The 24,640-nt window shown below is 71.2% G+C and carries 26 protein-coding genes and 1 pseudogene; 9 read left to right on the top strand and 18 right to left on the bottom strand.

The genetic code is table 11. From position 1 onward, the window contains the following. Positions 1-66: 66 nt before the first annotated feature. The 3 genes from ACFPMG_RS12525 (at position 67) to ACFPMG_RS12515 (ending at position 3,171) form a co-directional block, all read left to right on the top strand. Complete coding sequence (locus ACFPMG_RS12525; RefSeq protein ID WP_376995445.1) at positions 67-1,629, top strand: glycosyltransferase; 1,563 nt, start codon at positions 67-69, stop codon at positions 1,627-1,629. 155 nt (positions 1,630-1,784) lie between these two features. Then, positions 1,785-2,213: a hypothetical protein gene (locus ACFPMG_RS12520; RefSeq protein WP_376995443.1), complete on the top strand. Its 429-nt coding sequence runs from the start codon at positions 1,785-1,787 to the stop codon at positions 2,211-2,213. Between the two features lie 46 nt (positions 2,214-2,259). Then, positions 2,260-3,171, top strand: a complete 912-nt coding sequence (locus tag ACFPMG_RS12515; protein ID WP_376995442.1) for a DMT family transporter — start codon at positions 2,260-2,262, stop codon at positions 3,169-3,171. Positions 3,172-3,208: 37 nt separating this feature from the next. On the opposite strand, the gene ACFPMG_RS12510 is transcribed toward ACFPMG_RS12515, so the two are convergent. From ACFPMG_RS12510 to ACFPMG_RS12500, 3 genes are all read right to left on the bottom strand, one after another. Continuing rightward, complete coding sequence (locus tag ACFPMG_RS12510) at positions 3,209-4,495, bottom strand: TRAP transporter large permease (protein WP_014239135.1); 1,287 nt, start codon at positions 4,493-4,495, stop codon at positions 3,209-3,211. Continuing rightward, positions 4,492-4,998 carry a TRAP transporter small permease gene (locus ACFPMG_RS12505; RefSeq protein WP_109469226.1) on the bottom strand — a complete coding sequence of 169 codons (507 nt, stop codon included), beginning with the start codon at positions 4,996-4,998 and terminating at the stop codon, positions 4,492-4,494. Before ACFPMG_RS12505 ends, ACFPMG_RS12510 begins: the two co-directional genes overlap by 4 nt. A gap of 105 nt (positions 4,999-5,103) precedes the next feature. Further along, entirely contained in the window at positions 5,104-6,141 is a 1,038-nt protein-coding gene (locus tag ACFPMG_RS12500) for a DctP family TRAP transporter solute-binding subunit (protein WP_376995440.1), read from the bottom strand. A 149-nt stretch (positions 6,142-6,290) separates the two neighbouring features. On the opposite strand from ACFPMG_RS12500, the gene ACFPMG_RS12495 reads away from it, so the two are divergent. Then, positions 6,291-6,938 carry an OmpA family protein gene (locus ACFPMG_RS12495; RefSeq protein ID WP_376995439.1) on the top strand — a complete coding sequence of 216 codons (648 nt, stop codon included), beginning with the start codon at positions 6,291-6,293 and terminating at the stop codon, positions 6,936-6,938. A gap of 15 nt (positions 6,939-6,953) precedes the next feature. On the opposite strand, the gene tagF is transcribed toward ACFPMG_RS12495, so the two are convergent. The 3 genes from tagF to icmH are packed head-to-tail and all read right to left on the bottom strand — an operon-like array spanning position 6,954 to position 10,943. Continuing rightward, entirely contained in the window at positions 6,954-7,598 is a 645-nt protein-coding gene (tagF, locus tag ACFPMG_RS12490) for a type VI secretion system-associated protein TagF (RefSeq protein ID WP_014239131.1), read from the bottom strand. Then, positions 7,598-9,589, bottom strand: coding sequence for a type VI secretion system membrane subunit TssM (gene tssM / locus ACFPMG_RS12485; RefSeq protein WP_376995438.1), 1,992 nt, complete (start codon positions 9,587-9,589; stop codon positions 7,598-7,600). Before tssM ends, tagF begins: the two co-directional genes overlap by 1 nt. A 10-nt stretch (positions 9,590-9,599) precedes the next feature. Further along, the gene (gene icmH / locus ACFPMG_RS12480) at positions 9,600-10,943 is read right to left on the bottom strand and encodes a type IVB secretion system protein IcmH/DotU (RefSeq protein ID WP_376995436.1); all 1,344 of its coding nucleotides are present in this window, start codon (positions 10,941-10,943) and stop codon (positions 9,600-9,602) included. A 101-nt stretch (positions 10,944-11,044) separates the two neighbouring features. Here icmH and ACFPMG_RS12475 point away from each other — a divergent pair, with 101 nt between their 5' ends. Next, entirely contained in the window at positions 11,045-11,434 is a 390-nt protein-coding gene (locus ACFPMG_RS12475; RefSeq protein WP_376995435.1) for an STAS domain-containing protein, read from the top strand. 1 nt (position 11,435) lies between these two features. On the opposite strand, the gene ACFPMG_RS12470 is transcribed toward ACFPMG_RS12475, so the two are convergent. From ACFPMG_RS12470 to msrB, 3 genes are all read right to left on the bottom strand, one after another. After that, a complete protein-coding gene (locus ACFPMG_RS12470; protein WP_014239127.1) occupies positions 11,436-11,606 on the bottom strand; it encodes a hypothetical protein in 171 nt (56 codons plus the stop codon). Between the two features lie 139 nt (positions 11,607-11,745). Further along, positions 11,746-12,765, bottom strand: coding sequence for an LLM class flavin-dependent oxidoreductase (locus ACFPMG_RS12465; RefSeq protein WP_376995434.1), 1,020 nt, complete (start codon positions 12,763-12,765; stop codon positions 11,746-11,748). 140 nt (positions 12,766-12,905) lie between these two features. Next, positions 12,906-13,400, bottom strand: coding sequence for a peptide-methionine (R)-S-oxide reductase MsrB (gene msrB, locus ACFPMG_RS12460; RefSeq protein ID WP_137115180.1), 495 nt, complete (start codon positions 13,398-13,400; stop codon positions 12,906-12,908). Between the two features lie 119 nt (positions 13,401-13,519). Here msrB and ACFPMG_RS12455 point away from each other — a divergent pair, with 119 nt between their 5' ends. Further along, positions 13,520-14,218: a dienelactone hydrolase family protein gene (locus ACFPMG_RS12455; protein ID WP_376995432.1), complete on the top strand. Its 699-nt coding sequence runs from the start codon at positions 13,520-13,522 to the stop codon at positions 14,216-14,218. A 57-nt stretch (positions 14,219-14,275) separates the two neighbouring features. Here the strand turns inward: ACFPMG_RS12455 and ACFPMG_RS12450 are convergent, their stop codons facing one another. The 4 genes from ACFPMG_RS12450 to ACFPMG_RS12435 form a co-directional block, all read right to left on the bottom strand. After that, a complete protein-coding gene (locus ACFPMG_RS12450) occupies positions 14,276-15,907 on the bottom strand; it encodes an alpha-D-glucose phosphate-specific phosphoglucomutase (protein ID WP_376995431.1) in 1,632 nt (543 codons plus the stop codon). A 150-nt stretch (positions 15,908-16,057) separates the two neighbouring features. Then, positions 16,058-16,810 carry a cold-shock protein gene (locus ACFPMG_RS12445; protein ID WP_376995430.1) on the bottom strand — a complete coding sequence of 251 codons (753 nt, stop codon included), beginning with the start codon at positions 16,808-16,810 and terminating at the stop codon, positions 16,058-16,060. A 150-nt stretch (positions 16,811-16,960) separates the two neighbouring features. Continuing rightward, positions 16,961-17,176, bottom strand: coding sequence for a hypothetical protein (locus ACFPMG_RS12440; RefSeq protein ID WP_038525801.1), 216 nt, complete (start codon positions 17,174-17,176; stop codon positions 16,961-16,963). Further along, entirely contained in the window at positions 17,176-17,736 is a 561-nt protein-coding gene (locus ACFPMG_RS12435; RefSeq protein ID WP_376995428.1) for a hypothetical protein, read from the bottom strand. Before ACFPMG_RS12435 ends, ACFPMG_RS12440 begins: the two co-directional genes overlap by 1 nt. A gap of 166 nt (positions 17,737-17,902) precedes the next feature. Here ACFPMG_RS12435 and ACFPMG_RS12430 point away from each other — a divergent pair, with 166 nt between their 5' ends. Together ACFPMG_RS12430 and ACFPMG_RS12425 are read left to right on the top strand one after the other, a co-directional pair. After that, on the top strand, positions 17,903-18,679 hold the full coding sequence (locus ACFPMG_RS12430) for a nucleotidyltransferase family protein (RefSeq protein ID WP_376995427.1): 777 nt from the start codon (positions 17,903-17,905) through the stop codon (positions 18,677-18,679). Next, positions 18,672-19,388, top strand: a complete 717-nt coding sequence (locus ACFPMG_RS12425) for a metallophosphoesterase family protein (RefSeq protein WP_376995426.1) — start codon at positions 18,672-18,674, stop codon at positions 19,386-19,388. Before ACFPMG_RS12430 ends, ACFPMG_RS12425 begins: the two co-directional genes overlap by 8 nt. Positions 19,389-19,404: 16 nt before the next feature. On the opposite strand, the gene ACFPMG_RS12420 is transcribed toward ACFPMG_RS12425, so the two are convergent. The 4 genes from ACFPMG_RS12420 to ACFPMG_RS12405 all read right to left on the bottom strand — a co-directional run bounded on the left by ACFPMG_RS12420 (position 19,405) and on the right by ACFPMG_RS12405 (position 22,979). Further along, a complete protein-coding gene (locus ACFPMG_RS12420) occupies positions 19,405-20,328 on the bottom strand; it encodes a DMT family transporter (protein WP_376995425.1) in 924 nt (307 codons plus the stop codon). Next, complete coding sequence (gene folE / locus ACFPMG_RS12415) at positions 20,309-20,998, bottom strand: GTP cyclohydrolase I (RefSeq protein ID WP_376995424.1); 690 nt, start codon at positions 20,996-20,998, stop codon at positions 20,309-20,311. Before folE ends, ACFPMG_RS12420 begins: the two co-directional genes overlap by 20 nt. A gap of 71 nt (positions 20,999-21,069) precedes the next feature. Continuing rightward, positions 21,070-22,602, bottom strand: coding sequence for a sensor histidine kinase (locus ACFPMG_RS12410; protein ID WP_376995423.1), 1,533 nt, complete (start codon positions 22,600-22,602; stop codon positions 21,070-21,072). Between the two features lie 11 nt (positions 22,603-22,613). After that, positions 22,614-22,979: a putative pterin-binding protein gene (locus ACFPMG_RS12405; RefSeq protein WP_376995422.1), complete on the bottom strand. Its 366-nt coding sequence runs from the start codon at positions 22,977-22,979 to the stop codon at positions 22,614-22,616. On the opposite strand from ACFPMG_RS12405, the pseudogene ACFPMG_RS12400 reads away from it, so the two are divergent. Further along, a pseudogene (locus ACFPMG_RS12400) lies at positions 22,939-23,682 on the top strand (2-amino-4-hydroxy-6-hydroxymethyldihydropteridine diphosphokinase); the annotation flags it as partial. The gene ACFPMG_RS12405 and the pseudogene ACFPMG_RS12400 sit on opposite strands and share 41 nt — an antisense overlap. 183 nt (positions 23,683-23,865) lie before the next feature. Here the strand turns inward: ACFPMG_RS12400 and ACFPMG_RS12395 are convergent. Further along, positions 23,866-24,594, bottom strand: coding sequence for an SDR family oxidoreductase (locus ACFPMG_RS12395; RefSeq protein WP_376995421.1), 729 nt, complete (start codon positions 24,592-24,594; stop codon positions 23,866-23,868). Between the last annotated feature and the right edge of the window lie 46 nt (positions 24,595-24,640).

The following is a 24,640-nucleotide window of genomic DNA, read 5'->3' as shown; positions in this document are numbered from 1 at the left end:
GGTAACGCCTTCCGGGGCCTTTCCATATGTGGCATGACTCATCGCGCCCTTTTCCCAGCAAGGCCGATGTCCCAACCGCCCACCCTCACCGACCTCGCCGCCGCGTTGCGCCGGCCCGTGACGAGCGGGCGCGATCTGAAGGCCGTCGAAACCCTCTGCGCGGCCTTTCTCGACCGGCCCAAGGCCGAGCGGGCGCGGGCGGCGCGCGAGTTGTCCCGCTTGGCGCGGGGAGCGGACACCGTCCTGCTGCTGTCGGCCATGGCCACCGTCTCCGGCGACCTGCGCTATTACGACGAGCTGCTCGACGCGGTGGAGGCCAACATCGCGCAATCCGGGCTGGAGGGGCTGCTGCACATCCACGCCGGCATCGGACGCCAGCTCTTTTTGATGCGCATGAACCCGGCGAGCCGCCCCGGCTTCGTCGAAGAGCGGCAGTTCCCCTTCTACCGCCGCATCCTCGACGAGATCCGCCGCCGTCAGGCCATCATCCCACCCGCCCGCCGGGCCGGGGGGGTGGACACCGGGCGGGTCGTGCTGGTGACCAACCAGTTCCTGTCGCTGCGCCACCAGCCGTCGCGGGACCTGCTGTCCTACGCCGCCCTGCTGGAGGACCGCTGCGGGCGGGAGGTGGTGATCCTCAACACCAACATCATGCCGGCGGAGGTGCACAGCCTGTTCGTGCCCTCCTTCGCGGCGTCGGTGGAGCCCACCCTCTCCGGCGATCAGCGGATCGAGGCGGACGGGCACGCGTATCGGATGCTGTCCTCGGTCGAGCCCTGCGTCAGCCCCGGCAAGATCGCCTGGTTCCTAGAGGCCATCGCGGCGCTTGATCCCGACGCGGTGCTGTCGCTCGGCGGGTCCTGCGTCGTCGCCGACCTGATGGCCGGGACGCGCCCGACCCTGTGCATCCCGACCACCAGCGGGGCCACCCTGTCGCTGGCCGACATCGTGCTGGATTTTGGCGGAGGCGCGGCACCCACCCACGGGCCGCTGGCCCGGTCCTGGCGGCCCTTCCGCTTCCTGCATTCACTGGCCGGGGCCAACCCGACGAAACAAGGATCGCGCGCAGCCTTCGGGCTGGAGGAGGACGCTTTCGTCTGCACCGTCGTCGGCAACCGGCTGGACGAGGAGGCGGACGGCGCCTTCCTCGCCATGCTGGAGGCACTGTTCGACCGCGTGCCACGCGCCCGCGCCGTCTTCGCCGGGCACGCCGACGCCCTGCCCCGGCGGCTGGCCGCGTCACGCCACGCAGCACGGCTGCGGTGCCTGGGCTATGTGTCGGACATCGGCGCCCTGCTGGCGGTCTGCGACGCCTATGTGAATCCCCGGCGGACCGGCGGAGGCGCCAGCGCCGCCGAGGCCCTGGCCGCCGGGGCGGTGCCGCTGTCGCTTCCCGGCGGCGACGTCGCCAGCGTCGTCGGCCCGCGCTTCAACCACCCCGACTACGGCGCCTTCGTCGAGCGGCTGGCTGCTCTGGCCGCCGATCCCGCCGCCCTGGCCGCCGCCGCTGAGGAGGCCCGCGTCCAAGGGTCGCGCCGCGTCGGACCGGCGGAAGCCGCCACCGCCCTGTCGCGCTATCTCGATGAGGCGGCAGCGCTGTTCCGCAGCCGACGTTCGTTGGAAGAGTGATCCGGACCTCCCCCGTCAACCGCTTTATCGCACAGGCGGAGCAAACTCCCGGCTTGCTTTGGCGCCGGTGCCTTTCCAATATTCCGCGCTCCCCGACCGGGCGTCCGCTGGGACGCCACGGCGGGTGTCTTATTTTCTGCAACGAGGACCTTTTCATGCGCGCCTTCGACGGCCAGCATTCCGACAACGTCGCCATCAAGCGCACGCGGGAGCAGAAGCAGCTTCAGCTCCAGCAGTTGAAGGAGCAGCTCGCCACCCTGAAGTCCCACGCGGCCCCGGCGATCCGTGAAGCGCTGGTGAAGCGCATCGCCGAGCTGGAGGTGGAGATGCGCCAGCCGCCGAAGCCGCCGCGCGAAGGCCGCGGCGACGGTCCCCGTGGCGAGGGGCGCGGTCCCCGTGGCGATGGTCCTCGCGGTGACGGCCCCCGTGGTGAGGGCCCCCGTGGCGACCGCCCGCGCCGCGAGGGTTTCTCCCGCAGCGAGGCCTTCCGGTCGGACGGTCCCCATGGTGACGGCCCGCGCGGCGAGGGTTCCCGTGGCGATGGCCCCCTTTCGCCCTTCGCCTCCCCGCGCCGCCGCGGCTGAGCCGCGGCACCTTCCATGACGCGTCCAGCCCGATGAGTCGCCAGCCGTGAGCGAAAACGCCACCCCCGCCCGCCGTCGCCTGTTCGATCAGGCGTGGCTCCTGATGATGTTGCCGCCGCTGTTCTGGGCCAGCAATGCCGTCCTGGGCCGCGCGGTGTCGGGCGAGGTGCCGCCGGTCGGGCTGGCCTTCTGGCGCTGGACACTGGGGATGCTGCTGGTGCTGCCCTTCGCGTGGCGGCACCTGCGGCACGACGCGCGGGCGCTGGCCGCCCAATGGCCGGTCGTCTTGCTGCTGTCGGCGCTGGGCATCGCCGTCTTCAACACCTTCCTCTATGTGGGTTTGCACACCACCACGGCGCTGAACGCGGTGATGATGCAATCGTCCATGCCGGTGCTGATCGTGCTGATGAGCCTGGCCCTGTTCGGCGACCGCGTGACCCCGCGGCAAGGGGTGGGCATCGCCGTCTCGCTGGCCGGCGCCCTGACGCTGATCGCGCGGGGCGACCCGGCGGTGCTGATCGGGTTGCAGCTCGCCGCCGGGGATTTGTGGGTGCTGGCGGCGGTGCTCGGCTACGCCGCCTACACCGCCCTGCTGCGCCGCCGCCCGGCGGTGCATGGCCTCAGCTTCATCGCCGTCACCTTCGCGGGCGGCGCGGCGATGCTGCTGCCCTTCTACCTGTGGGAAAGCGTCGGCGGGAACCCCATGCCGATCACCCCGACGGCGCTGGGGGCGGTCGCCTACGTGGCGCTGTTCCCGTCGATCGCCGCCTATCTCTGCTTCAACCGCGCCGTGGCGCTGGTCGGCGCCAACACGGCGGGGATGTGCATCCATCTGATGCCGGTGTTCGGAAGCATCCTCGCCATCCTGTTCCTCGGCGAGCAGCCCCACCTCTACCACGCCGCTGGCATCGGCCTGATCGCAGCGGGCATCCTGCTGGCGACCCGCCGGAAAAGCTGAGGCGGGGACGCACAAGGCGCCCCCGCATTCGTCACCCTCAGTAGCCCAGGCTGCGCGGCAGCCAGAGCGCCAGCCCGGGGAAGACCACCACCGCGGCCAGCGCCAGGAACATCGCCAGGATCAGCCAGCCGACCCAGCGCACCGTGGCTTCCATGGTGGTGCCGGCGATCTTGCAGGTGACCATCAGGTTGACGGCCATCGGCGGGGAGAACTGGCCGATCGCCAGCTTCATGGTCAGGATCACGCCGAACCACACCAGATCCCAATTGAAGTGGTTGGCGATGGGCACCAGGATCGGCAACAGGATCAGGAAGGTGGACACCCCGTCCAGGAACATCCCGATCACCACCAGCGCCGCGATCAGCAGGGCGAGAACGCCGTACTGCCCAATGCCGAGATCGACGATCCCCCGGGCGATGGGGTCGATGACGCCCAGCGTCCCGGTCGCCCAGGCGAAGACGCCGGCCAGCGCCACCACCATCAGGATGATCGCGGAGATTTCCGCCGATTCCACCAACACGTCGTAGACCATGCGCAGGGTCAACGTCCGGTAGATGAAGAAGCCGACGAACAGGCCGTAGACCGCAGCCACCACTGCCGCCTCGGTCGGGGTGAACAGGCCGGCGCGCATGCCGCCCAGGATGACCACCGGCGCCATCAGGCCCCAGATTGCCTCCTTGAAGGCCTTCCAGATCGACGGGCGCGTCTCGCCCTCCCGCGCGACCTCGCCGAAGCCGTTGCGGCGCGACATCCAGACCGCCGGGATGACCAGGGCCAGACCGGCCAGGATGCCGGGGATCATGCCCGCCGCGAACAGGGCCGGCACCGACGCCTGCGGCACCATCACGCTGTAGATGATGAAGGCGATGGAGGGCGGGATCAGGATGTCGGTCGCCGCCGCGGCGCCGATGACGCTGGCCGTGAAGGCGCGCGGGTAGCCCTCGCGCAGCATGGCCGCGGTCATCACCGCCCCCACCGCGGCGGAGGTCGCCGGACCGGAGCCGGAGATGCCGCCCATGAACATCGCCACGATGATGGCGACCGCAGGCAGCGCCCCCTGCCGCTTGCCGATGACGGCCAGCGCGAACTTCACCAGACGCTCCGCCACGCCCGACCGTTCGAAGATCAGGCCGGTCAGCACGAACATGGGAATGGCAAGCAGCGGGTATTTCGCCATGCCGGTGTAGACGGTGGTCGGCAGCGACATGATGCCGAGGCCGGCGACGCCGATCACCACGGCGCCGGCCAACGCCAGCGCCGCGCCAATGGGCACGCCGGCGATCAGCAGCGCGAAGAATCCGCCGAACAGCAGCGCGGTGATCATTGCTCGTCCCCCCGCGCGACGCGGATGCCACGACCCAGCGCCCGCAGCACGATGACCACCGACAGGACCGGCAGCCAGATCGAGTAGATCCACTGCGGCACGCCCAGACCGGGCGACGTCTCCTCGAACCGGTACTCGTCCCAGACCATCCGCGAGCCGTAGACGGCCAGCCCCAGGAAGACCAGCGCCGTGATGGCAATGGCGAACAACTCGGCCCTGCGCCGCATGACCGGGCGCAGCCGGTCCACGAAATAGGTGATGCGGATGTGATGGTTGCGCACGACCGCGACCGAGGCGCCCAGCATGGTCATCACGACCATCAGGGCGATGGCGTATTCCTCCGTGAAGGCGAGCGAAATGTTGGTCAGGTAGCGCGTGATCACGTTGGCGAAGGTGATCGCCCCCATCGCCGCGATGGCCAGCGCCGCCAGCGCCTCCTCGATCCGGATGGGAACGCGCGGGCGCGGCTCTTCGCGCCGCGTCAGTTCGGGGTCTTCGGTCATAACGGGTTCTCTGGACGGGGACGGGCGGGCTGGAGCGGACTTTGAAAAGGAATGGCGCCCGTCCCGTTTACCGCCGGAGCGGAAACGGACGGGCGCCGGACGGGCTTAGTTGCGGCCGGCAACCGAGGTCTCGGCGGCCTTCACGAGGTCGGGGCCGATGGTCTTGGCCCACTTGTCGTAGACGGCGCGGGTGGCGGTCTGGAACGCCTTCTGCTGCTCGGGCGTCAGCTGCACGACCGCCACGCCCTGGGTGGCCAGTTCCTTCAGCAGGCTGTCGTCCTGGGCGGTGATGCCCTTGCGGGCGATGGCGACCTCCTCCGCGGCGGCCTGGACGGCGGCGGCGCGCACCGCCTCCTGGTCCTCCTTGGACCAGCTGTTCCAGACCTCCTTGTTGACCACGAAGATCAGCGGATCGGCGACGTAGCCCCACAGGGTCAGGTGCTTCTGGCCGAGGGTCGGCAGCTTGGCGGCGGTGAAGACGGCGACCGGGTTCTCCTGCCCGTCGACGGCGCCGGTGGACAGGGCGGGCTGCGCGTCGGCCCAGCTCATTTGCGTCGGGTTGGCGCCGAGCGCGGTGAAGGTGTCGAGGTAGAGCGGCGAGCCGACGACGCGGATCTTCAGGCCCTTCAGGTCCTCCGGCTTGGTGATGGCGTGCTTGGAGTTGGAGACCTCGCGGAAGCCATTCTCGCCCCAGGCCAGCGGCACCACGTCCTTGGTGGCGAGCAGATCGAACAGCTGCTTGCCGACCGGCCCCTGGGTCAGCGCGTCCATGGCCTTGTGATCGGGCATCAGGAAGGGCAGCGAGAAGAGGTTCAGCTCCTTCACCTGCGGCGACCAGTTGATGGTGGAGCCCACCGCCATGTCGATCACGCCCTGGCGCAGCGCGGTGAATTCCTTGGTCTGGTCGCCGTTCACCAGGGCGGAGCCGGGATACATCTTCACATTGATGCGCCCGTTGGTCTTCTCCTTGACCAGCTCGGCCCAGCGGTCGCCGCCGATGCCCCAGGGGAACGGCTTGCCCAGCACGGTGGACAGCTTGTATTCGGCCTTGTAGTCCGCCGCCGCCGCGCCGTTGGCGACCACGCCCGGCAGAACCATGGCGGCCAGCGCCAGACCGGCGAACAGGGCCTTCATTGACTTCATTCTTGTTTCCTCCCGCATACCGCAAACGAAAGATCGGACCGGGATCGTACAGAGGCACGCACGACTGTTCCACGCGGAATTTGACGGCCCGCCCCCAAGCCTGGGACAATGCGGGCATGCAAATGCGGAGGTTCCCAACAATCGGGCTCTTGGCCTTAGGGCTTCTCGGAGGGGGGCTGGCCCTTCCCGCGGGTCCGGCCCTGGCGCAATCGGCGGCGGCGCCCGCCGTCCCGCTCGGCCCCAACCCCAGCGAATGCGAGATCCAGGCCGCCCTGTTCGGCGCCGCCGGACCCGGCTGCCCGCCCATCGTCATGAAGCGCCCGCCGCCCCCGCCCGTCGCGGCGGCACCGACCCCGGCTCCCGTCACAGCTTCCGCACCGTCTCCCGGCCCGGTGACCGTGCCGGCCCTGCCGGGGCCACCGCCGGACCCGCCCGTCGCCGCGCTGAAGGCCGGGCTGCGCGCCGCCTTCCGGATCGGCTTCGACTTCAACTCGGCGCGCATCCGCCCGGAGTCGCAGGCGGTGCTCGACCGCATCGGCGCGGTGATGATGGCGCCGGAGGCGGCGACCGCCCGCTTCCGCATCGTCGGCCACACAGACGCGGTGGGCGGCGACGCGGCCAACCGGGCGCTGTCGCAGCGCCGGGCCGACGCCGTGGCGGATTATCTGGCGGAACGGCACGGCGTGCGCCGCGACCGGCTGGACACCGCCGGGATGGGCGCGCGGGAACCGCTGCTGCCCAGAAAGCCGAAGGCCGCGGAGAACCGGCGGGTGGAGATCGTCAATCTGGGAGGGTGAGCTTTCCTCCACCCCCTACCCGTCCAGATCGTCCCAGCCCCGCCGCTCCCAGGCTCCATCGATGAAGGCGGCGGCGCGGGACGAGCGGGGCAGGCCGCAGCAGGTCAGGACCGAAGGCGGAACCCGCCCGCCGCCGCGGCTCCACCACAGGCTGGCGCGGGGCGGCAGCGGGCCGACGCGCTCCTCGACCACGGTGGCGACGGTGGGGTCGGCGCCGTTGGGCTCCGGGCGGCCCAGGATCGCCATGCGGGCGGGCAGCGCGTCCACGTCGGCGCCGGCGCGGCAGGCGTCGGCGGCGATGGACTCAGCGCGGGTGAACCAGTGCAGGCAGGCCACCGGCACCACCGCGAGGTCGGTGCCGTAGGGCAGCGTGCCGACGATGGTGAAGGGGTACTGCCGGCCCACCCGGTCGGCGCTGGGCATCATGATGCCGGCCAGCGGCGGTTCCCCGCACAGGCCGGGCGACAGGGCGAAGCGCCAGACCGGGGCTGACTGGAACAGCCGCTCCCAGGGCGAGCCGAGCTGGCGCACCGCCGCGTCGAGAACCTCCGTCAGCCAGGCGTCCCAGGGAAGCAGCACGCCGCGCGGCAGGCCGTAGCCCACGAAATCGCCGCGCGCCGGCACCTTTCCATGGAAGCCCACCGCGAAACCGGGGCTCATCAGCCGGCCCCGCCGTTGTTGAGCACACGGGGAGCCGGTGAGGTCGGCTGGCCCAGCACGTCGAGGACGCGCGACACCAGCGCCTCGTCCGGGGGCACCGGGGCGAAGCCGGCCTCGACCAGAGCGGCCAGATGGTCGCCGAGCGCCCGGCGCTCCGCCTCATGGGCGGCGCCGGGGAGCGTGCGCTGCCAGTCGGCGGCCAGCCATTCCGCCAGGACCGCCGGGTCCAGCGGCTCCCGCCCGCCGATCATGGCGTAGGCGCGCAGGCTCTGCCGCAGCAGGTCGGGCCGCGCCCAGCCGGTGCGGAGTTGCTCCTCCAGCCGCAGGACGATGCGCGACAGGAACACGCTGCGCAGCGCCCGGCGGTAGACGTCCTCGGCGGGCAGGCCGACGCGCTCCCCCTGCGACAGGCCGAAGCCGAGCAGGGACGCCCGCCGCTCCGCCCGCTCGGTCCAGCCGGCCGGCAGCGCGCGCAACGCGTCGAGCGCCGGCAGGACGGCGAGGAAGTCGGAATCCTCCACCCGCGTCAGCAAGCGCGGCGGGGTATCGAGGGCGCGCAGCCGCTCCTCCGCCACCGCCACGGCGGCCTCCGCCCGCGCCAGCAATGCCTCGTTGGCGCGGTGGCCGCTCAGCCCGGCCAGCCCGAGCAGCAGGCCCGCCGCCGCCGTCCCGCCGAGCGCCCAGACGTGCCGCCGCCGCCGCGCCCGCTCCAGCGCGCGGTCCACCCCGACCATGTTGGCCTCGGGGAAGACCACCTCGGGCAACAGCCGCTCCAGGAAGAAGGTCTGGGCCGGCGATTCCGCGGAGGCGCCGGGCTGGGTGGCGCTGGTCAGGTAGATGCCGCGCAGCAGCGGCACCGCCTCCTCCGCCTCCGCGGTGAAGGCGGTGTCGACGAGGTCGGCCAGCGCCGCCTCGAAGCCCGCCATGCGCAGCGGGAAGGCGAAGGCGTCGCCGCGCCGCTGGATGTCCGGTTCCTGGTGCAGCCGTTCGGGAAGCCGCTCCTCCAGCCGGCGCAGCAGCGCCGCGTACTGCGCGTGGAAGCTGGCCAGCGGGCCGGGCGGCAAATCCTCCACCGGGAAGGTGATGCCCCAGATCTGGGCGCGCTCCGCCCGGTCCAGCGGGTCGAAATAGGTGGTGAAGCCGTCGACGAGGTCGGCCTTGGTGCACAGCAGATAGACCGGCACGCGAATGCCGAGATGGGCGCGCAGCTCGCCCAGCCTCTGGCGGATGGTGATGGCGTGGTTGTGCCGCTCCGCATCGCTCCAGCCGGCGAGGTCGGTCAGGCTGATGGTCAGCAGCACGCCGTTCACCGGCTGGCGCGGGCGGTGCTCCTTCAACAGGTCGAGCAGGCCGGACCAGACGCGCCCGTCGATGGCCCGGCGGCTGTCCTGGGTGGTGTAGCGGCCGGCCGTGTCGATCAGCACCGCCTCGTCGGTGAACCACCAGTCGCAGTTGCGGGTGCCGCCCAGATTCTGCACCGGCATGCCGTCCAACCCGCCGCCCAGCGCCGCGCCCAGCCGGGCGTTGGCGAGCGCCGTCGTCTTGCCCGAGCCGGGGGCGCCGATCACCAGATACCAGGGAAGCTGGTAGAGATACTGGCCGCCCCAGCGCGCGCCGAAGCGCTGCGTCTTAAGCCGGTCGATCACCGCGTCCAGCCGCTCGCGCACCGTGCCCAGCTCGTCCAGCGACGCCTTCAGCTCGGGATCGCGGGACGCCGCCAGCGCCTCGACGAAGCGGGCGTTGGCGGCGCTCTGCCGGCCGTCCTCGTGCCGGTTCAGCGCGTACCACAGGCCGAGCAGGACCAGCGCCGGCAGCAGGCGGGCCAAGCCGCCGAAGCCGAGCAGCGGCATCACCGCCCAGCCGAGCAGCCCCACCGACAGGGCGACCGCGAGCGTGGTCCACCAGCGCAGCCGCGGCGCCATCGCCGGGTCGGCGCGGCGGGCCCTGCCCTGGGACGTCTTGGAGCGGGTGTGCGGAGACGGTTCGCTCATGGACCGCGGCCTATTCGGGGTAGAGGCGGACATCGACGCGCCGGTTGGCGCCCCGGTTGGCCGGCGTGGTGTTGGGGGCCAGCGGTTCGCTCTCGCCCCGCCCTTCGGCGGTCAGGCGCTCGGCGCCCAGCGTGCGCTCCAGGATCTTCAGCACGGCCACCGCCCGCGCCTCGGTCAGCGCCTCCGGAGTCGGCAACCCGCCGCCGCGCGGGGTCTGGTCGTCGGTGTGGGCAACCACCACCACGCGCCCCGCCTCGGGACCCAGCGCCTGTCCGACGCGGTCGACCACGGCGCGGTAGCGGGCGCGGATCGCGTCGCTGCCGGTGGCGAACATGCCCGCCCCCTCGATGCGGATGACCAGCGCCCCGTCGTCGCCGGCCAGCACCGCCACGGCGCCGGAGCGGATCTCCGGCTGGAGCAGGGCGGTGACGCGGACGGCCAGCGCCGGACCCGCGCTGGGCGGCGGCGGCGGGACGGCGCGGACCAGCTCCAGCGGCCGGTCGGGGAGCAGCGCGCCCAGCCGGGCCACCACCGCGTCCGCCCGGCCGCCCAGCGAGGCCGACAGGGTCAGGAACAGCCCGCCGAGCAGCGTCGCCACCGCCACCGCGGCCAGCCAGGGCGGCAGCACATGCCCCAGCGGGCGGAATCGTTCGGCGACGCCGCGCCATTGCGGCGACAGCGCGCGCTCCCGCTCGCCGCGCAGGCGGCGCAGCACGCGGAACAGCTCGTCCCGCAGATGGGCGAGGTCGTGGGCGCCGCGCGGCTTGTCGCGGAACTTGCCCTCGAAGCCCAGCGACAGGCAGGCGTAGAACAGCTCCAGCTCCAGCCGGTGCAGGCGCGGGTCGCTCAGCATGGTGTCGAGCAGGTCGAAGAAGCGGTCCGGCCCGCCGGCGCCGGGATCGACCACCACCGCCAGCCCCTCGCGCGCCCAGCGGCAGCGCGCCCCCCAGGGGGTGGCCCGCACCACGTCGTCCAGCATGGTGCACAGGGCGAAGCGGGCGACGCGCACCTCCTCCGGCGGGACGCCGATGGCGGCGGCCTCCTCTTCGAAGCGGCGGACCTCGGCGAGGATGACGTCGCGCAAGCCCTCCGGGTTCTCGTGCCCCGAGCGTTCGCGCAGCGACCCGGCGAGGTCGAGCAGCGGCCCGGCGGCGGCCAGCAGCGGGTTCAGCGCCCCGCGCAGCCGCGCCGGCTGGTCCGGCGGCGCCTCCGCCGGAGGGCGGTCCTCCGGGGCCACGGCGGGTCCCGCCGCGAGGAAGGCCGGGAGCGCGCGCGGCCCGCCGCCGGACTCGTCGGAAAACTCCCCGCCGTCCCGCAGGCCCGCCCCGCCGCCGAAGCGTCCGTCCGATTCCATGCCCCCGCCGCCGCTCTGCTGTATGATGATCCGTGTGATGGGAAATCCCCCGCCGGAGGAGGTATAGCAGGCCCAGCCGGATGGGGAAATCGGAGGGTTTGATGCAAATCGCGGAAGAGGTGCGCGGCGACGTGACGATCCTGCGCCCGGTGGGGCCGATCGACAGCGCCGCCGCCCCCCGGTTCGAGGCGCGCCTGTTCGCAGCACTGGCCCCCGCCACCCCGGACGCGCCGGAAAAGGCGCCGGCCGGGCTGGTGCTCGACCTGTCGGCGGTGACGCAACTGACCCCGGCGGGGCTGCGCTCGCTGCTGCTGGCGGTGCGGCAGGCGCGGCCGGGTGCGGGAAGCACGGGCGGGAGGTCCGGCGTGCGGATCGTGCTGGCGGCGGTGCCCGGCCCGATCCGCGGCGTGCTGGAGGAGGCCGGTCTGGCGGCGCTTCTGGAGAGCCACGGCGATCTTGACGCCGCCGTGCGCGCCGCCTCACGACAATGAACTAATCCATATTGCGAAGACTGGAGTCGTAGAGTTGCTGCGCCAGGATAGTCTTCAGCAGCGCCTCGACGGTAACGCTCATGTAGCGCGCCTGCTGTTCCAGACGCCGATAGACGTCGAGCGGCAGATCAAGCGTCACGTTGACCCTGCTGGCGTGGGGAAACTCGGCCATATCCCCTCTCCATCTCTGTGAACCGCGTCACGCGACGCCGGGCCACAGACGATAGGGCTCTCCTCCGGCGCGGTCCATGGCGCAGTCCGCGAAGCGCGCTGTGCGGTTGCGCCGGACCGCTCCCCCAATTTGGAGCGCGTCAGGCCGCGGCCCGCAGCGCCCCGTGGACCTCCGCCAGGATCTCGTAGGAGCGCACCCGCGCCGCGTGGTCGTGGATGGCCGAGGCCACCATGATCTCATCGGCTCCGGTTTCGGCGAGGAAGGAGTCCAGCCCGCGCCGCACCGTCTCCGCCGAGCCGACGAAGGAGCAGGACAGCATGTTCATCGCCTGCGCCTTCTCCAGCGGCGACCAGAAGCTCTCAATGTCGTCGATGGGCGGCGGCAATTGGCCGCGGGTGCCGCGGATCAGGCGGGCGAAGCTCTGCTGGGCGGAGGTGAAGAGCCGGCGCGCCTCCGCGTCGGTCTCGGCGGCGACGACGTTCACCCCGACCATGGCGTAGGGCCGGTCGAGCTGCGCCGAGGGCGTGAAATTCTCCCGGTAGACCTGCAGCGCCCGCATCAGGGCGTCCGGCGCGAAGTGCGAGGCGAAGGCGTAGGGCAGGCCGAAGGCCGCCGCCAGCTGCGCGCCGAACAGGCTGGAGCCGAGGATCCACAGCGGCACCTCCGTGCCGGCGCCGGGCACGGCCTGCACGCGCTGGCCCGGCTGGACGGGGCCGAGCAGGGCCTGAAGCTCCAGCACATCCTGGGGGAACTGCTCCGCCACCGACGGATCACGGCGCAGGGCGCGCAGCGTCATCTGGTCGGTGCCGGGCGCCCGGCCCAGCCCGAGGTCGATGCGACCGGGGAACAGCGCCTCCAGCGTGCCGAACTGCTCGGCGATGACCAGCGGCGAGTGGTTGGGCAGCATGATGCCGCCGGCCCCGACGCGGATGGTCGAGGTGCCCGCCGCGACATGGCCGATGACGACCGAGGTCGCGGCGCTGGCGATGCCGGTCATGTTGTGGTGTTCGGCCAGCCAGTAGCGGCGGTAGCCCAGCCGCTCGGCGTGGCGGGCGAGGTCCAGCGTGTTTCGCAAGGCGTCGCCCGGCGTGCTGCCTTCCGGGACCGGGGCGAGGTCGAGGACGGAGATGGGTGAGCGGGAGGTGTCGTCGGTCGGCATGAAGGGGGTATCCAATGAAACGGGAGGTTTGGGGGAGGCTTTTACCCCCACCCCGGCCCTCCCCCGCTTTGCAGGGGAGGGAGAATCAAGTCCCCTCCCCTGCGACAGCGGGGGAGGGTTAGGGAGGGGGCAAGCGTCTGCTAGAACGCCGCCCCCTCCTCCACCCAGTCCTGAACGCTCCTGGCCAGCGCCTGTCCCTCCGGCAGGAAGGCCAGGGAGACGGAGTTGATGCAGAAGCGCATGCCGGTCGGCGGCGGGCCGTCGGGGAAGACGTGGCCCTGGTGGCTGCCGCAGCGGGCGCACAGCGTCTCCACCCGCACCATGCCGTAGCTGTTGTCCTGCACCAGCTTCAGATGCGCGTTCTCGTAGGGTGCGGTGAAGCTGGGCCAGCCGGTGCCGGATTCGAACTTCGTCCCGGACCGGAACAGCGGCAGGCCGCAGAGACGGCAGGCGTAGGTGCCCGGCTTCTTGTTGTCGAGCAGGCCGCCGCAGAAGGGCGCCTCCGTCCCGTGGCTGAGCAGGACGTGCCGCTCCTCGTCCGACAGGCGCTCCACCAGCACCGCGCGCTGCTCCGGCGTCGGCGGCGTCAGGTCGAAGGGTCCAGCGGTCGGGGAACGGTCGGCGGGGGCGGACATCGGGCGGCTCCAGTGACGGGGTGACGGTCCTAGGGGATATGGGCCAGTCGGTCGCGGATGACACCCGGCGTCAGGCTGCTATCTTCCCTGCACGGAACGAATGGAGGGAGAGACCAGCCATGACCGGAACGACCAGCGGCACGAGCGGCGGAACGAGCGGCGCCTGGACGCACCTGACGGCCTCCGACGGGCACCGGCTGACCGCCTACGAGGCCCGGCCGATGGGACCGGAGAAGGGGCGGCTCCTGATCGTCCAGGAGATTTTCGGGATCAACAGCCACATCCGCCGCGTCTGCGACGGCTACGCGGCGGACGGCTACCACACGCTGGCCCCCGCCTTGTTCGACCGGGCGCAGCGCGGGGTGGAGCTGCCCTATGACGAGGCCGGCGTCCAGCGCGGCCGCGACCTGATGGGCGCGGTCAGCGTCGACGACGCTCTGATCGACGTGGCGGCGGGGCTCGCCCATCTCGGCGGGGCGGAGGGGGCAGCCATCGCCGGCTATTGCTGGGGCGGCACCATCGCCTGGGCCGCCGCGTCGCGCCTGCCGGTCCGCGCCGCCGTCGCCTATTACGGCGGCGGCATCGGCAACCGGCTGGACGAGGTGCCGCGCACGCCTGTGCTGCTGCATTTCGGCGAGACGGACCACGCCATTCCCCTGACGGTGGCCGAGGCGGTGCGCCAGCGCCACCCCCCCGCCATCACGCACCTCTACCCGGCCGGCCACGGCTTCAACTGCGACGAGCGCGCCAGCTACGACGCGGCCAGCGCCGCCCTGGCCAAGCGGCGCACGCTGGGCCTGCTCCAGGCGGTGTTCTGAAAAGAAAAAGGCCCCTCCCCTGGCTCCGGAGGAAGAGCCTTCCTTCAGGTCACGCCGTTACGTGGCGACGTCCGGCTTGGTGCGCCCGGTGTGGCGCACGATGCCGGCCAGTTCCGCGGCCAGATCGGCCAGCGGCTTCAGCGCCACCGGGGCGTCCAGCCCATGCTCGCCGCCGACCGGCTCGTACCGCTCGAAATAGACGCGCAGCGTGGCGCCCGACGTGCCGGTGCCGGACAGGCGGTAGACGATGCGCGACCCGTCCTCGAACCCGACGCGCAGGCCCTGCCGCTCCGACCGGCTGCCGTCCACCGGGTCGGTGTAGGCGAACTCGTCCGCCGCCGCGACCGTGCGCCCGCCGAGGTCCGTTCCGGCCAGCCCCGGCAGCGTCCCGCGCAGCTCGGCGATCAGGGCGTCGGCGGCCTCCTGCGGGATGGCCTCGTAATCGTGGCGGCCGTAATAGGTGCGCCCGTAGGTCCCCCAATGCTCGGCCATCAGTTCGGCCACCGACAGGCCGCGGGCGGCCAGCACGTTGAGCCACATCAGGACGGCCCACAGCCCGTCCTTCTCGCGCACATGGTCGGCGCCGGTGCCGAAGCTCTCCTCGCCGCACAGGTTGATGCGCCCGGCGTCGAGCAGCGTGCCGAAGAACTTCCAGCCCGTCGGCGTCTCGTAGCAGGAAATCCCCAGCTTCGCCGCCACGCGGTCCACCGCCCGGCTGGTCGGCATGGAACGGGCGACGCCGGCCAGACCGCCCTTGAAGGCCGGGACGTGGGTGGCGTTGGCCGCCAGCACGGCGAGGCTGTCGCTGGGCGACACGAAGACGTTGCGGCCCAGGATCATGTTGCGGTCGCCGTCGCCGTCCGAGGCGGCGCCGAAGTCCGGCGCGTCCGGCCCGAACAGCCGCTCCACCAGCTCCTCGGCGTGGGCGAGGTTCGGGTCGGGGTGGTGCCCGCCGAAATCCTCCAGCGGCGTGCCGTTGATGACGGTGCCGGCGGGGGCGCCCAGCCGGCGCTCCAGGATCTCCGTGGCGTAGGGGCCGGTGACCGCGTGCATGGCGTCGAACACCATGCGGAAGCCCGACGCGAACAGCTTGCGGATCGCCGCCATGTCGAACAGCGATTCCATCAGCTCCGCATAGTCGGCCACCGGGTCGATGACCTCCACCGCCATGCCGCCGAGCGCCGTCCCGCCGAGCCGGTCGAGGTCGAGGTCCGGCGACTCCAGCGTCTTGTATTCGGTGATGGCCTTGGAGCGGGCGAAGAAGGCGTCGGTCATCGATTCCGGCGCCGGGCCGCCGTTGGCGGCGTTGAACTTGATGCCGAAATCGCCGTCCGGGCCGCCGGGGTTGTGGCTGGCCGACAGGATTACGCCGCCGATGGCCCCGCGCTTGCGGATGACGCAGGAGGCCGCCGGGGTGGACAGGATGCCGCCGCGCCCGACCACCGCGCGCGCGACGCCGTTGGCCGCGGCCATGCGCAGAATGGTCTGCACGGCGGTGCGGTTGTGGTACCGCCCGTCGCCGCCGATCACCAGCGTGGCGCCGGACAGGCCGTCGACGCAGTCGAAGATGGATTGGACGAAGTTTTCCAGATAGCGCGGCTGCTCGAAGACCTTCACGGCCTTGCGCAGCCCGGAGGTGCCGGGCTTCTGGCCGTCGAAGGGCGTGGTCGGACAGGTGACGGGAACCACTGGGCGTCCTTTCTTGATTCGGATCGGGCCGGGGCGGCGCGCCGTCGCACCGCCGTCCCGGCCCCGCCACGATGCGCGGCTTTGCGCCGCCGTTCAACCGAGCCGAACGACACCTTACCTTCGGTGGACCATCGTCAATGGACCGAGGCCTTACGCCTCTTCGACCGAGACGGCTTCCGGACCCTTGTCGCCCTGGCGGACGGAGATGCGGACGCGCTGGCCGTCGTTCAGCCCCTGCAGGCCCGAGCGCTCCACCGCCTTGATGTGGACGAACACGTCCTGGCCGCCGCCGTCCTGGGCGATGAAGCCGAAGCCCTTGGTGGCGTTGAACCACTTCACGGTGCCCTCGGTCTGGGTGGCCGGGCCGCCCGCCGCCGGACGGCGCGGGCCGCCGAAGCCGCCGCGGTCGCCGCCCCGGTCGTTGAAGCCGCGATCACCACCCCGATCGTTGAAGCCACGGCTGTCGCCCCGGCCAGCGAACCCGCGATCACCGCCGCGATCACCGCCCCGGTCGTTGTAGCCGCGGTTGCCGAACCCGCGGTCACCCCCACGGTCGTTGCGGTCGCCGAAGCCCCCTCGGTCGCCAAAGGACGGGCGCGGACCCTGGGCACGGGCCGGACGCGCCGGGACGGCAGTGGAGGTGTCGACCGAATGCAGGGCGGAGACCTGGTTGCCCTTGCGCCCCTCGACGATGTCCACCACGACGGTGGCGCCGTCCGGCAGGGACTCGTGGCCGGCGGTGCCGACGATGGCGGCGGGGATCAGGGCGTCGGGCGACCCGTCCTCGAACTTGACGAAGCCGAAGCCGCGGGTCGGATCGTACCACTTGACGGTGGCCTGAACCTGGGTGCCGAGGACGACGGGCTGGCGGTAGACGTGCTGGCGCGGGGGTTGACGGTGCATGAGACCCACTGAACTCCAAAAGGCGACTCGGCACCGGCCTCCGGTGCCCGACAGAACACATCGCCTTTCCCCGCGCGAATCACAAGACCGCAGGAGCGCCGTTTCGCGCTCACGCGGCCCTGGTGCCATTTTTCTCCCCGGCGGGCGGTTTCAGGCAAGCCGCTCGGGGTTGGGCGGCGGTTCCTCCGGGGGAACGGGGATGGCGTCCGGCGGCTCTTTGATCGGCGGCCGCGAGGGGTCGCCGGGCATGTCCGGCATGCCGGGCGGCGGCACCGGCATGTCCGGGGTCGGCGGGGAAGGTGGAAGGGGGCCGGCGACGCTCAGGTCGGCGGCCATCAGTTCGGCCATCATCCGCACCGTCGCCATCAGCCGCCCCCGCCCATCGTGCCACCCGTTGCTCCCGGCGCGGCGCGGGTCAGGCCGCGCGCCTTGTCCAGCGATTCCATGCAAAGCTGCTCGTTGCCGTCCTTCGCGGCGGAGCGCGCGGCGGTCACCAGCGATTCGATCTGGGCGTTGCGCGCCGCCTGCCCCATCGACCCGCTTTCCATGGAGGAGCCGCTGTTCGGCGCGGCGTCGGGCCGCACCGCCGGAGCGGTCGGCATGGGAGCGCCGGTGCGCGGCGGCTCGATCACCGCCCGGTCGCCCGAGGCCGGCGGCGCCACCACCCCACCCGAGCGGGCGAGCTGGTCCGGCGTCGTGCCGGAACTGCCGCCCAAACCTCCATCGGGCAACGCCCCGTCCCCTGCGGTGGAGCCGGAGCTGCCCGGCGGAGTCGCGACCGGCGGCGGGCTGGCCGACAGGTTGTTCTCGGCGGCGAAGCGGTCGACCAGCGCGGCGCAGCTTCCCTGCGCCAGAGCGGGACCGGCACCGCACAGCACGAGGCCGGCGGCGAGCAAAAGCCCCTGTGGGATCGGATGTCGTGCCATCGGTTGCCTCCCCATCAGCAATACCACCCTCAACCGGTGTAGCGGCGCGGCGGTTCCGCCCGCCCTTGCCCGCTTTTTTCCCGCCACCGGCACCATTCGGCGGTGCCGTTTCGCCCACTCCTCCTGTTGAAGGCGCGAAAGACGACAGCGGAGGAGAGGGGGTGCGATGGACGGCAACCGCGAAAGCCGGGGGCGCGAAGGCCGTGCGGATGTTTCGGCCGAGGCCGAGGCCTTCTACACGGAGAGTCTCAAGGTTCTGAAGGAATCCGGCATTCCCTTCCTGCTGGGCGGCACCTACGCGCTCAGCGCCTACACCGGGATCACCCGGCCGACCAAGGACATCGACATCTTCTGCCGGGGCGGCGACTTTCCGCGCATCCTCGCGCATTTCCAGGATCGCGGCTTCGGCACCGAGATCGAGGACGAACGCTGGATCGGCAAGGTCCTGCACGGCGACCTGTTCTTCGACGTGATCTTCAACTCCGCCGCCGCCATCAACCCGGTCAACGACCGCTGGTTCGAGGAGGACCACCGCGCGCTGGTCTGCGGCGCCGACGTGCAGCTCATCCCGCCAACGGAAATGGTCTTCTCCAAGGCCTTCGTGCAGATGCGGCACAAGTACGACGGCCCCGACGTCGCCCACATGATCCTGAAGCAGCACACCCACATCGACTGGAAACGGCTGCTCGGCCACATGGAGCAGTATTGGGAGGTGCTGCTGATGCACGTCCTGAACTTCCGCTTCATCTACCCGACGGAGCGCGACCACATCCCCGGCTGGCTGTTGCAGGAGCTTCTGGACCGGCTGAACGAGCGCGCGAAGCTGCCGGTGCCGCAGACCCGCATCTGCCGGGGGCGGCTGTTCTCGCGCGAGGATTATCGGATCGACGTCACGGACTGGGGGTTCGCCGACGTCGTCGGCGAGGAAACGAAGCATGGCTGAAGGAACGATCAAGGTCGCCGCCATCGGCGACATCCATGTGGGGGAAACCTCCACCCACCCCTACCGCGAGCTGTTCCAGGAGATCGCCGACCGGGCGGACGTCCTGGCGCTGGCCGGCGACCTGACCAACCACGGCAAGCCGCGCGAGGCCGAGGTGCTGGCTGAGGACCTGCGGGCCATCGGCATCCCGGTGGTCGCCGTGCTGGGCAACCACGACCACGAATGCGGCCACGTCGAGGAGCTTCAGCGCATCCTGGAGCAGGCCGGCGTCCGCTTCCTCGACGGCAACCCGTTGGAGATCCGCGGCGTCGGCTTCGCCGGGGTGAAGGGCTTCGGCGGCGGGTTCGAGAACCGCATGCTCGACGCCTTCGGCGAACCGGCGATCAAGCAGTTCGTGCACGAGGCGGTGAACGAGGCGATGCGGCTGGAAAGCGCCCTGCGCCAGCTGGAGACCGAACGGACCATGGTCGTCCTGCACTACGCCCCGATCGCCGAGACGGTGCGCGGCGAGCCGACCGAGATCTACCCGTTCCTCGGCTCCTCGCGTCTGGCGGAGACCATCGACCGCTTCCACGTTCAGGCGGTCGTCCACGGCCACGCCCACCACGGCAGCTACGCCGGCCGGACCCTGCGCGGCACGCCGGTCTACAACGTCGCCCAGACCATCGAGAAGGAGTCGGGAAGGCCCTACGCGCTGATCGAGCTGTGATCGAACCGGCGGGGTCTCAGCCCGGCCGCCGCGCGCCGGCCCACAGCGTGCCCAGCCCGGCCGCGGCGATCAGCGCCCCGCCCAGCAGCACCGCGGGCGACGGGCTTTCGCCCCACCACAGGAAGCCGATGGCCGCCGAGGCGGCGATCCCCAGATAGTCGATGGGCGCCAGCACCGCCGCGGGCGCCCGGCGGAAGGCGGCGGCGTTCAGCAGGATGGCCGTCCCCGCGGCGAGGCCCAGCAGCAGGAAGGCCGGCAGGTCGGCGGCATCGGGCATGCGGAAACCGGTCAGCAGGGCCGCCGGGGCGGTCAGCAGGCACCCGGCCAGCACGAAGACCAGCCCGGTGGCCGCCGGTCCGTCGGCCTGGGCCGTCCGCCGGGTCGCCAGGATGCAGACCGCGTTCAGGAAGGCCATGGCGAGCATGGCGAGGCTCCACGGCTCCAGCCGCGTCGGCGGGGCGATCAGGAAGACGCCGGCCATCCCCAGCGCGACGCAGAGGGCGGAGGCCGCCCCCACCCGCTCCCCGATGGCCGCGCCGGACAGCAGCACCACGAACAGCGGAGCCGCGTAGGACAGGGCGATCAGATCGGCAAAGGGCAGATGCTGGGTCGCCGCGTAGAAGATCAGCGCCGCCCCGACGCCGCTCAGCGCCCGCACCGCGTGGCCGCCGGGCCGGGTGACGGACAGGGCGCGCCGCCCGGCCATCGCGACGGCCGCCGCGGCGACCACCGGCAGCGACAGCAGGAAGCGCAGGAACAGCACCTCCGCCGCGCTGTAGCGGCCGCCTAGTTCGCGGGCCAGCGCCCCGGCGGTCAGCACCAGGGCGAGCGACGCCGCCATCAGCAGCGCCGCCCCCGCCATGCCGGACCGCCACTCAGCGCCCATCACGGCGGGCGGGCCCGGGGACAGGACGCTCCGCTCAGCGGGCGGACCGCTCAAGCGTCGCGCACTCCCTGAGGAACTCCTCGCGCAGCTCGCGCGACTCCAGCAGCTCGCCGTGGAAGGAGCTGTTGACCATGCGGCTGTCATGGCCGGCGCGCACGCCGCGGTGGGTCTTGCACATGTGGACGGCGCTGATCCGCACGGCCAGCCCGCGGGGCCGGGTGGCCTCCACGATGAAGTTGGCGATCTGCTTGACCAGCTCCTCCTGGATCTGGAAGCGGGCGGCGAAATGGTCGACGATCCGGTCGTACTTGGACAGGCCAAGGATGTTGCCGCCCTTGGCCGGCAGGATGCCGATGAAGGCGGTGCCGTAGATCGGCATCAGATGGTGCGCGCAGGTGGAGCGCACGGCGATCGGACCGGTGACGATCAGATGGTCAAATTCCTCGGCGTTCCGGAACTCAGTCAGCTCGGGCGGCGCCGTGAAGCGGCCCTTCAGAAGCTCGCGCACCAGCATCTTGGCGACGCGGCGCGGCGTGTCTCGGGTGTTGTGGTCGTTGCGGTGGTCGATCCGCAGCACGTCGAGCAGTTCCTCCACCTTCCGCGCCGCGGCGTCGATCATGGCCGCCTCGCCCGCGGCGTCCAGCGGCGTGTCGAGCGCCTCGTTCGACCGGCGCGCCTCCATCGCCTCCTGCACGAGGGCGAGAACATTTGCCTGCACCGTCATAAAACCCGATCCCTTCCTTCTTTTGCTTTCTTCCAGCGCGTTTGGCGCCGGTCTCGTCTCAAAAATGGGTCTCAAAACTGGCTGGCCGGCTCCGGACGCAGCATTGGACCACCGACCCGTTCCGCCGGGAAATGCAGCGACGCTCGAAGGCCGGCCCCCGCCGCGCCTTCCAGCAGCAGCCGGCCGCCATGCGCCTCCATCAGGCTCTTCACGATGCTGAGCCCCAGCCCCGACCCCTGGAAACGGCGGGTCGCGCCGTCCTCCGCCTGATAGAACGGCTGGGCGGCCTTTTCAATCTGCTCCGGCGTCATGCCGATGCCCTGGTCCTGCACGGCGATGACGAAGCCGCCCTGCGGGTCCAGCCACGCCTGAACCTCGATCGGCGACGGGGCGCTGCTGAACTTCACCGCGTTGGACAGCAGGTTCAGCAGCATCTGCCGCACCGCCCGCTCGTCGGCCTGAAGCACCGGCCAGACCGCCCCCGCCGCCGTCCGGATCGTCCGACCGCGCCCGGCCTGGGTGCCCAGCACCGTGGCGATGGCGGTGCCGACCACCTTGCGCGGGTCCACGGGTTCGAAGGTCAGGTTGGCATGGCCCGATTCCATCTGGGCCACCGTCAGGATGTCGATGACCAGACTGAGCATGTGCCGGGCGCTCCCCAGGATGTAGCCCGCATACTGGGCGTGTTCCCGGCGGGTGCCTTCCTTCGCGCTTCCCGGTGCGCCCCCCCCGGAAGGCCGGCCCTCGCCCTGGAGGCCGCCGTCGTCGCGGATCAGCTCCGAGAAGCCGATGATCGCGTTCAGCGGGGTGCGCAGCTCGTGGCTCATGGTCGCCAGGAAGCGGGTCTTGGCCTGGCTGGCCTCCTCCGCTTGGGCGATGGCCGTCTGCAGGGCGCCGGCCATCGCCTCCATGCGGTCGTGCGCGCGCCGGATGGTCCGGTTCTGGATCAGCAGCACGGTGATGAACAGGACGCCGCAGACCGCCAGACCGGCGGCCAGCATGGAGAACAGCCCATGCAGATAGAGCAGGTGGTCGTGCCCCTCGTCCACCAGCTCCCCGCCGAACTGGGAAGCGACGGAGGCGAAGGCGTTCAGCTCGCGGTCGACGGGTTCCAGCACCGCCAGGGCGGCAAGCGCCTTCTCCGCCGGCGGCAGCGGCCCGGCCAGGATCGTGCCGACGGTGTCCAGCGCCTGCTCCAGCCGGGCCACCGTGCGGCGATGCTGCGGATAGCGGTCCATGAAGAGGGAGGCCTGCCCCCGCCCCAGCACGGCGATGCGGTTGCGCACGATGTCCAGGCGGAGCTGCACCTCCTCTGCATCGATGTTGGTTCCGGGAAGCGCGCTGGCCAGGATGCGCTGCTCCAGCCGCGTCACCTCGCCCACCGTCTGGCCGGCGGCCCAGGCGAAGTTGTAGGGCGCGGCCCCGCGCAGCGCCTCGCCGTAATTCACCACCAGCAGGGACAGATAGGCAGCGGCCAGACCGAATGCGCCGGTCAGGATGGCCAGCCAGAGACCCAGGCGGCGCGCGCGGTCCTCCGACGCCCAGCCCAACAGGCGGGACAGCCGGGTGCTCCCGTTCGGCGCGGTCTCGGTCGGCAAACTCACGGAGGGTGCCTTCACTTCACGGTCAACCGGGCGACCTGCCAGACCGAGCGTGCGAAATACTTCTGCCGGTTGGCTTCCGGATCATGGTCGAAATCATAGACGATGAACAGCGGCCCCTTGTCGCTGACCGGCATATAGGCCCCGTCGCGCTTCAGCGCCAGGATCACCTTGCGGTTGCGCACGTCGTCCATGGGGATTTCGCCGGTGTAGTCGTTCAGCGCCGTCGCGGTCAGCGTTTCGCCGCGCGCCTCGACACGCTCCATCAGGCGGGCCAGCGGCACGCCTTCGAAGGTCACCGGCTCCTTGTACCAGGGCGTGGCGGTGGTGAAGGACACCATGCCGAGCGCCTCCAGCATGGGACGGTCGAAAACCGCCATGCCATCCTGGTTCGTCGTTCCGATCAGGCCCGACACGACCAGGACCGGCTTTTCCGTCGGCGTCGGCAGCGTCCCGGCGCTCGCTGCACCGGCAAGTACAAACAACGCCAGGGCGACAAAACGGCAAAGAATTCCATTCACCATATCGGCTAACCGTCGGCAATTCGGCCATGCAACCTTTATCATGATTGCTTTCTATGAACGTTCCAACGAAAATTCTGTAAAAAACAGCCATCGAATTTTCACATACGGAAAGATGCATCGAAATTCGCTCATATTTGCCTCGCGAAATGATCAGCCTGCAACAATTCGGCATCATCGTTTCTGTTCGGCTTTTCACATCTTTCCTATGCACATCTCGACCGATGGAACGCCCATGGACACCCTGAGTCCGATGCCCACCGCCATCATGGCGACAGCCGGCTACATCCTGGGAATCGGAACCAATCTGGACCCGGACCGGAACGCGGCGCGAATCGCCGCCCATCTGGCCGATGTGTTCGGCGGTGTGCTGCTCAGCCGCTTTTACCGCACCGCACCGGTCGGCATGGCGAGCGCCCACCCCTTCGTCAATTACTGCGCCTATGTGCCAAGCGCGCTGGACCCCTCCTGCTGCAAGGGGCTGTGCGTGGGGATCGAGCTGGCGCTGGGCCGCGACCGCGCCCACCCCGGCTGCAAGACTCGTGACCGGCCCGCCGACATCGACCTGATCGGTCGGGTGAACCGCTCCTTCCCGGCGGACGGCTTGGCGGCCCTGCGCCCGGACGCCTATCTGGCCGACCCCTTCGCGGAGATCGCCGCGCTGCTCGCCGGGCGCCCCGTTCCGCCACCGCGGGGCGAGTTGTGCACGGCCGCCCTGCCGGGCTGCCACGTCGGCTCCCCCCGGTTAGGCGAGGCGCCGGCCACCGTCCACCGCGACGACGGCGCCGGTCTGATAGTGGTTCTGCAGGATGGCCTCCACCGCCATGCCGATGGCCTCCACCCCGCCTTCCTCGCCGAGCAGCGTCTCTGACAGCACGCGCACCCGCGCCTCGGGACCGTGCCACTCCTTGAACAGGATCGGCCCCGGCTGGACGACGTTGACCTTCACCTTGGGGGCCAGCCGCTTGGCGAAGGACAGGGCGAGGTTCTGAAGCCCGGCCTTGCTGGCGCAGTAGGCGTCGAAGGCCGGGTTGGGGTTGTCGGCGTAGATGTCGGTGATGTGCACGATGTCGGCCCGCCGCGCCGAACAGGCGTCCAGCAGCGGCGCCAGTTCGCGATTCAGGGCGAAGGGGGCGCGGACATGCACGGCGTGGAAGACGTCGAGCTGCCGCAGCGCGTCCGCGGTGTCCGCCGCCGTCACCTCGAAGGCCGAGGCGTTGTGGACCACCGCCCGCAGGCTGCCCGCCACGCCGCGCACCGCCGCGGCCAGCCGCGGCCCGCCGTCCGGGTCGGCCAGATCGCCCGGCAGGCAGACCGCCCCGGCGGCGCGGAGCCGCTCCACATCGTCGGTGGGCGTGCGGTAGTGGGCGACGACGGGGTGCCCCAGCGCCATCATCCGCTCGGCCAGATGCAAACCGACGCGGCGGCCCGCGCCGGTGACGAGAACGGCGTCCTGCAACAGGGATGCGGTCATGAGGGAAAACCTTCGGCAGGGAGCCGGCAGACGGACGGCGGAACCG

The sequence above is a fragment of the Azospirillum himalayense genome (assembly GCF_042657465.1).
In the GTDB taxonomy this organism is placed as follows: domain Bacteria; phylum Pseudomonadota; class Alphaproteobacteria; order Azospirillales; family Azospirillaceae; genus Azospirillum; species Azospirillum himalayense.
The sequence above is the reverse complement of the archived record's forward strand: the minus strand, read 5'-3'. Positions and strand labels throughout refer to the sequence as shown.

What these genes read in the sequence shown, in the direction of transcription:
- ACFPMG_RS12425 (WP_376995426.1), top strand. Translation starts at nt 18,672, where the DNA reads ATGGCTGAAGGAACGATCAAGGTCGCCGCCATCGGCGACATCCATGTG.
- folE (WP_376995424.1), bottom strand. Translation starts at nt 20,998, where the DNA reads ATGACGGTGCAGGCAAATGTTCTCGCCCTCGTGCAGGAGGCGATGGAG.
- ACFPMG_RS12475 (WP_376995435.1), top strand. Translation starts at nt 11,045, where the DNA reads ATGCAAATCGCGGAAGAGGTGCGCGGCGACGTGACGATCCTGCGCCCG.
- icmH (WP_376995436.1), bottom strand. Translation starts at nt 10,943, where the DNA reads ATGGAATCGGACGGACGCTTCGGCGGCGGGGCGGGCCTGCGGGACGGC.
- ACFPMG_RS12520 (WP_376995443.1), top strand. Translation starts at nt 1,785, where the DNA reads ATGCGCGCCTTCGACGGCCAGCATTCCGACAACGTCGCCATCAAGCGC.
- ACFPMG_RS12500 (WP_376995440.1), bottom strand. Translation starts at nt 6,141, where the DNA reads ATGAAGTCAATGAAGGCCCTGTTCGCCGGTCTGGCGCTGGCCGCCATG.
- ACFPMG_RS12455 (WP_376995432.1), top strand. Translation starts at nt 13,520, where the DNA reads ATGACCGGAACGACCAGCGGCACGAGCGGCGGAACGAGCGGCGCCTGG.
- ACFPMG_RS12445 (WP_376995430.1), bottom strand. Translation starts at nt 16,810, where the DNA reads ATGCACCGTCAACCCCCGCGCCAGCACGTCTACCGCCAGCCCGTCGTC.
- ACFPMG_RS12440 (WP_038525801.1), bottom strand. Translation starts at nt 17,176, where the DNA reads ATGGCGACGGTGCGGATGATGGCCGAACTGATGGCCGCCGACCTGAGC.
- ACFPMG_RS12505 (WP_109469226.1), bottom strand. Translation starts at nt 4,998, where the DNA reads ATGACCGAAGACCCCGAACTGACGCGGCGCGAAGAGCCGCGCCCGCGC.
- tagF (WP_014239131.1), bottom strand. Translation starts at nt 7,598, where the DNA reads ATGAGCCCCGGTTTCGCGGTGGGCTTCCATGGAAAGGTGCCGGCGCGC.
- ACFPMG_RS12510 (WP_014239135.1), bottom strand. Translation starts at nt 4,495, where the DNA reads ATGATCACCGCGCTGCTGTTCGGCGGATTCTTCGCGCTGCTGATCGCC.
- ACFPMG_RS12395 (WP_376995421.1), bottom strand. Translation starts at nt 24,594, where the DNA reads ATGACCGCATCCCTGTTGCAGGACGCCGTTCTCGTCACCGGCGCGGGC.
- ACFPMG_RS12435 (WP_376995428.1), bottom strand. Translation starts at nt 17,736, where the DNA reads ATGGCACGACATCCGATCCCACAGGGGCTTTTGCTCGCCGCCGGCCTC.
- ACFPMG_RS12470 (WP_014239127.1), bottom strand. Translation starts at nt 11,606, where the DNA reads ATGGCCGAGTTTCCCCACGCCAGCAGGGTCAACGTGACGCTTGATCTG.
- ACFPMG_RS12525 (WP_376995445.1), top strand. Translation starts at nt 67, where the DNA reads ATGTCCCAACCGCCCACCCTCACCGACCTCGCCGCCGCGTTGCGCCGG.
- msrB (WP_137115180.1), bottom strand. Translation starts at nt 13,400, where the DNA reads ATGTCCGCCCCCGCCGACCGTTCCCCGACCGCTGGACCCTTCGACCTG.
- ACFPMG_RS12405 (WP_376995422.1), bottom strand. Translation starts at nt 22,979, where the DNA reads ATGGCGGTTTTCGACCGTCCCATGCTGGAGGCGCTCGGCATGGTGTCC.
- tssM (WP_376995438.1), bottom strand. Translation starts at nt 9,589, where the DNA reads ATGAGCGAACCGTCTCCGCACACCCGCTCCAAGACGTCCCAGGGCAGG.
- ACFPMG_RS12465 (WP_376995434.1), bottom strand. Translation starts at nt 12,765, where the DNA reads ATGCCGACCGACGACACCTCCCGCTCACCCATCTCCGTCCTCGACCTC.
- ACFPMG_RS12430 (WP_376995427.1), top strand. Translation starts at nt 17,903, where the DNA reads ATGGACGGCAACCGCGAAAGCCGGGGGCGCGAAGGCCGTGCGGATGTT.